This is a genomic window from Streptomyces luteolifulvus, assembly GCF_008806595.1.
Lineage (GTDB): Bacteria > Actinomycetota > Actinomycetes > Streptomycetales > Streptomycetaceae > Streptomyces > Streptomyces luteolifulvus.
Genome location: NZ_VZRB01000062.1, coordinates 20,167 through 25,757, shown reverse-complemented (window position 1 = coordinate 25,757; position 5,591 = coordinate 20,167). Strand labels below are relative to the sequence as shown.

The 5,591-nt window shown below is 69.1% G+C and carries 2 protein-coding genes; one reads left to right on the top strand and one right to left on the bottom strand.

What is annotated here, in order from left to right:
• Positions 1-634: 634 nt before the first annotated feature.
• Entirely contained in the window at positions 635-1,951 is a 1,317-nt protein-coding gene (locus F7R91_RS40065; protein ID WP_150958582.1) for a ferredoxin reductase family protein, read from the bottom strand.
• A 600-nt stretch (positions 1,952-2,551) separates the two neighbouring features.
• Between F7R91_RS40065 and F7R91_RS40060 the strand changes: the two genes are divergently transcribed.
• Complete coding sequence (locus F7R91_RS40060; protein ID WP_150958581.1) at positions 2,552-5,470, top strand: AfsR/SARP family transcriptional regulator; 2,919 nt, start codon at positions 2,552-2,554, stop codon at positions 5,468-5,470.
• Positions 5,471-5,591: the final 121 nt, after the last annotated feature.

Below are 5,591 nucleotides of genomic sequence, written 5' to 3'. Positions count from 1 at the left end.
CACCACGCGCACGCTGACACGGTAGGCGCTCTCAACGTTCTACGGGCCGGGCTGGTCCTTCGCGACGCCAACCCGGCGTAACGAGAAGCCCCCGGCTTCAGCCGGGAGAGGAGTCACCTGATCAGGAACGTCGACGGGACCGTGAGCCTCGTGGCCTGCAACAACCTGTACGTCTCGTCGAACAACGGCACCGCTCCGCTGGTCGCCGACCGGACGACCAACGACGCCTGGGAGCGATTCACCGTGTACTCCACTTCCTGACAACGGAGCCCGGCGCCGGCGGGCGATCGCCGGCTCGACACCGCCCCTGCCGCACTGGTGGGGGCGGAGTGAGCGCGCCCGTCGGGGCCGTGCCGGCGGGAGCCGTGGGTCATGCGGTGGGAGGCCCTGGAGCGTCGATCCCCGTCACGTGTCGTCCTGCTTGTCGATGACCTTTGCTTTGAAGGAGACGGACTTGGCCGCCGCGGGGTGGCTCAGTTCGAGGATCTCTTGCCGTGCTTGGTGACGACGAGGAGGTCGCCCCGTATGCGCCAGCACCCCGCGACCCCGATCGGGACGCCCGTTCCCAGCGCGTCTTTCGGCATCGAAGAGTCAAGAGCTTCTGAACCGGTGTACGAACGGCCGGGGCAAAGCGTCAGGCGAGGCTGAATTTCTCGGCATGCACTTGCCGGTTGGGTACCTTGAGTTTCCGCAGCCCGTCCAGCACGGCCGAGGTCATGGCCGGCGGCCCGCAGACATAGACATCGCGTTCCGTGATGTCGGGGGCCAGGGCGTGGAGGTTGTCCGGCTCGAAGGGTTGTGTCTCCGCACCGGTCTGGCCGGTGAGCAGGTGGAGCCGGCCGCCGCGGGCTGCGACCAGTTCGCGCACCTCGTCGATGAGCACGGCATCGTTGGCATGGCGTACTCGATAGAGCACCACGACGTCGCCGGTCGTGTCCTCCTCCAGCAGGGCTCGGACGGGTGTGATCCCCACTCCGCCCGCGATCAGCAGTGCGCCCGGCCGCGTTCGATGCAATGAGGTGAATGCTCCGTAGGGACCTTCCATGAAGACGCGGGTCCCGACCGGGAGGTGCCGCAGGCCGGCGCTCGTCTTGCCGACCGCTCTGGCGGTCAGGCGCAGGGATTGGCCGTTGGGTGCCGCCGACAGTGAGAACGGGTTCGCCAGCCACCAGTGGTTGTGCCCGGGGAAGCGCCAGATGGAGAACTGACCTGCCCGGGCGGGCAACCGGTCGAGGTGGCGGCCGGTGACGTATACCGACACCACACTGTCCGACTCCGGCACCACGGCAGCGACCTGGAACCGGTGGTAGGCGTTGCGCCATACCGGCACGACAAGCCGCCCGACCACCAAAGCGCCGAAGGTGAACAGCCACAGGGACCACCAATAGACTCCTGCGAACGCGGATGCCTTGAAGGTCGTCGTCTCCAGCAGCTGGTGGACGAACGACAGCCCTGTCGCCATGTACAGCAGCAGGTGCAGGCCGTGCCAGGTCTCGTACCGCAGCCGCCGCCGCAGCTTGCGGGCGGAGACCACGCCGATCGAGACGACAATGACCGCGGCGAGCATGCCCAGCAGCGAAGCTGGCACCCCGCTCAGAGCAAGAAACGTCTTCAGTATCGGCGCGCCGTCAAGCCGCGCGTATCCGAGCACGACCAGCGCGAAGTGGGTGAGCAGGGTCCACAACAACGTGAAGCCGACCCACCGGTGCCACACCGTCAACCGGTCCATGCCGATGCGGCGATCCAGCCACGGCAGCCGTGCCACCAGCAGCAGCTGGAACAGCATCAGCAGTGCGGCATGCAAGCCGAAGAACTTGGCGACCGTGAGGGTCCCGTTCTTGCCGGTGCCGGCGGTGAAGAACAGAACCTCAACGATCACCGCGTTGACGATGACGAACGTCCACAGCGCCCGCTGCGCCGCAACACCCGGACGTACGGCGCCTCGCCGCACCTGATAACTCGTCGCCACCCTCGCTACCTCCCATGCGCCGCAATGCTGCACTCGCGGCCCACACCCCGCGATGCCACGAAGACCAAGGGTTCCAGCCTGTGGTGGGAACCCAATCGGGTCTACGGCACTGGGCCCAGATCGGTTCACTGGGCTTGATCCACCTTGACGCACATCCGAGATCAGGGGCTTCGGCCCCGGAAGGATGATGTCCATCATGGAGAGCATGGGGAAGAAGAAGCCGCGTCCTCGCCGCTCGTTCACGCCGGAGTTGAAGGCCGAGATCGTCCAGCCGTGCCGACGCGGTGACCGCTCGGTCGGCCAGGTCGCCAAGGACTTCGACTCGTCGCAACGCCTCGTTCCGCGATCTGGCCGGCGATCGCCGTCGACGGTTGAGGCATGCAACTCGCGAGCATGCTCGACCGGTGGGTTGTGTCCCGGCCGGGGTGCCTCCAGTTGGTGGGCCCGGCCCGGCGATACCTGTCGAGTCCTGCCCCGCAGGGCCCTCTGAGAACGTATGCTCGTCCGTCGTCGCCCGACCCGTGCGGCTCGGAGCATGGGGGGTTCGCAGATTGTGCTGTCGGTACGGAGTGTTCTGTGCGTATGCGTTTCGCCGTGCTGGGGCCGGTCAGGGCATGGCGCGGTGACACGGAGCTCGAGCTCGGGCCGCCCAAGCAACGGGCCCTCCTTGCTCTGCTCCTGACCCGGGCGGGGCATCCGGTCGCCGTACACGACATCGTCGATGCTCTGTGGGGGCAGAACCCGCCGGACAGCGCCGTCAATGTGGTACAGCGGCACATCGGGTCGCTACGCCGCCTGCTCGAACCGGGCCTTCCGGCGAGGGGCGTCTCGCGGTGGCTGGTGCGCGGCTCGGGCGGCTACCGCCTGGAGGTGGACCCCTACTGCCTCGACCTGCTGCGCTTTCGGGACCTGCGTCAGCAGGCTGAGGATGCGGCACGGCACGGGGGGACGGCCGAGGCCACGGAGCTGCTGATCGAGGCCCTGGCCCTGTGGCGAGGGCCCACGGCGTCCGGAATCGCCCCCGAGGTCAGGTCCCATCCGGTATTCGCCGCCGTGGACGGCGAGCATCTGGCCGCCGTCAAGGAGGCGGCGGAACAGGCACTGGAGGCCGGACCCGGTCCCGGCGCGCGGGTGCTGGTCACGCTCAGGCAGGCCGCCGCCCAGCATCCGCTGGACGAGATGCTGCAGGCCCGACTGATCCTGGTACTCGCGGCCACCGGCCACCAGGCGGAGGCCCTCGACGTCTACCGGAACATACGCGCCCGTCTCGCGGGGGAACTGGGTGTGGACCCGGGCGCCGAGTTGCAGGCCGCTCAGCAGCAGGTGCTGTCCCAGACCGTGCCCATGGGGTGCCCGGCACCGACCCGTGGAGCGGGACCCGACGAACCCGACCACTCGGACGGCATCGGCGCGGGTCCCGTCTCCGCCGCGGCCCAGCCGGCCGACACCGCGACCGTACGCCCCGCGCAACTCCCCGCCGACCTCCCGGTCTTCACCGGCCGCAGCAAGGAATTGGAGGGCCTCCGGATGCTGCTGCCAACGGCCGGGGGAGCGGCGTCTTCAGTGGTGATCAGTGCCATCGGGGGCATGGCCGGGGTGGGCAAGACCACCCTGGCCGTGCACTGGGCCCACCAGGTCGCCGAACGTTTCCCCGACGGGCAGCTCTACGTCAATCTCCGCGGATTTCATCCCAGCGACTCGGTCATGGGCACGGCCGAGGCGATACGGTCCTTTCTCGACGCCCTCGGTGTCCCCTCTCATCGCCTCCCCGCCGGACTCGAGACGCAAGCCGCGCTGTACCGCAGTCTGCTCGCCGACCGGCGGATGCTGATCCTCCTGGACAACGCGCACGACACCGAACACGTCCGTCCCCTGCTGCCCGGAGCCCCCGGCTGTCTGGTGATCGTCACCAGCCGCAACCAGCTCTGCGGACTGGTGGCCGGCGACGGCGCGCACTTCGTCACGCTGGACCTGCTGAGCGAAGCAGAGGCGTTGGCGTTCCTGCGCCGCAGGCTCGGCGCCGAGCGTGTCAGGCGTGAGCCCGCTGCGGCCGCGGAGATCGTCTCGGCCTGCGGAAACCTGCCCCTGGCCCTGGCCATTGTCAGTGCGCGTGCCGCCGTCAATCCGGCATTTACGCTGGCGTCCGTCGCGGCCGAACTGCGGGAGAGCCGGGGCAGCCTCGATGCCTTCTCCGCAGAGGCCCCCGTCGCGGACGCCAGAACTGCCTTCTCCTGGTCGTACAACCTCCTGTCGCCGGAGGCCGCGCGCATATTCCGGTTACTGGCCCTGCATCCGGGCCCGGACTACTCACTCGCCGCCATGGCAAGCCTGGCAGGGCAGCGGCCCGGCCAGACACGCCCACTGCTGGCCGAGTTGGCGCGTGCCCACTTGATCTTCGAGGTCGTGCCCGGCCGGTTCGGCTGTCACGAACTGCTGCGCACCTACGCCGCGGAGCTCGGCCAGGCCCGGAACGCGTCGGACGAGCCCGGCCCCGCCCGACGGCGGATGCTCGACCACTATCTGCACAGCACGCATGCCGCCGAGCGGATCCTCGCGCCGAGCCGGGAACACTTGGAGCCGAAGCCCCACGCGGCTGAGGTGACCGTGCTGCCGTTCGCCGATCAGGCGCAGGCGGCGGCCTGGCTGGACGTCAACCGCCCCGTCCTGCTGGCCGTGATCGAGCAGGGCACCCGGCACGGAAGCGGCGAGCACAGCTGGCAGCTCGCCGCGACACTCGAACGGTATCTGGACCGCAGCGGCCGCTGGCAGGAACAGGCCGCCGCGCAGACGACGGCGATGACGGCGGCCCAGTGCCTGGGCGACATACGCGGCCAGGCATACGCGCATCGCGCACTGGGCTTCGTCAACGGCCGACTGGGCAACTGGGAGGAGGCCGACGAACACCTCGCGCGCGCGTTGAAGTTGTTCGGCGAGATCGGTGACCCCGCCGGTCAGGGCCGGGTGCACCGCTATTTCGCCTTCCTGGCCAACCGGCGGCTTCGGCACGACGAAGCGCTCGACCACTATCGGCGGGCGAGCGACCTCTACCGCACGGCGGGGCGCCGCAGCGAGGAGGCGAGTGTCTTCAACGAGGTCGGCTGGACGTATATCCTGATGGGGGAGTATGTCAAGGCGCTGGGCGAGTGTGGTCAGGCCCTCGCGCTGCACCGGGAGATCGGTGACCGCAACGGTGAGGCCGCCGCGTGGGACAGCCTCGGCTACGCCCATCATCATCTGCGGGCTCACGACGAGGCGCTCGCCTGCTACGAGCCTGCTCTCGAGCTGTACCGGGCGATCCGCGACCGCTATCTCGAGGCCGACACCCTGGTGCACATCGGCGACTCCCACCATGCGGCAGACCACCACGTGCAGGCCGCGTCCGCCTGGCGGCAGGCACTCGCCATACTCGACGAGATCGGCCATCCGGACGCAGCGGGTGTCCGCGACAGGCTGAAGCACACGGCCGCATCCGGCATGCGAGGGAATCCCCCGAAGGCCTGACGCCGGCTCACCCGCGGGGCGCCGTCCACCCCGTCCTCTGGCCGGCAGCGCAGGCACTTCGGCCAGACGCCGGTCATATCCAGGGGAAGCAATGACGGAACGCGTCGCATGTTACTTGCCG

Excerpts from the sequence above, each read along its gene's own strand:
- F7R91_RS40060 (WP_150958581.1), top strand. The coding sequence starts at position 2,552 with ATGCGTTTCGCCGTGCTGGGGCCGGTCAGGGCATGGCGCGGTGACACG.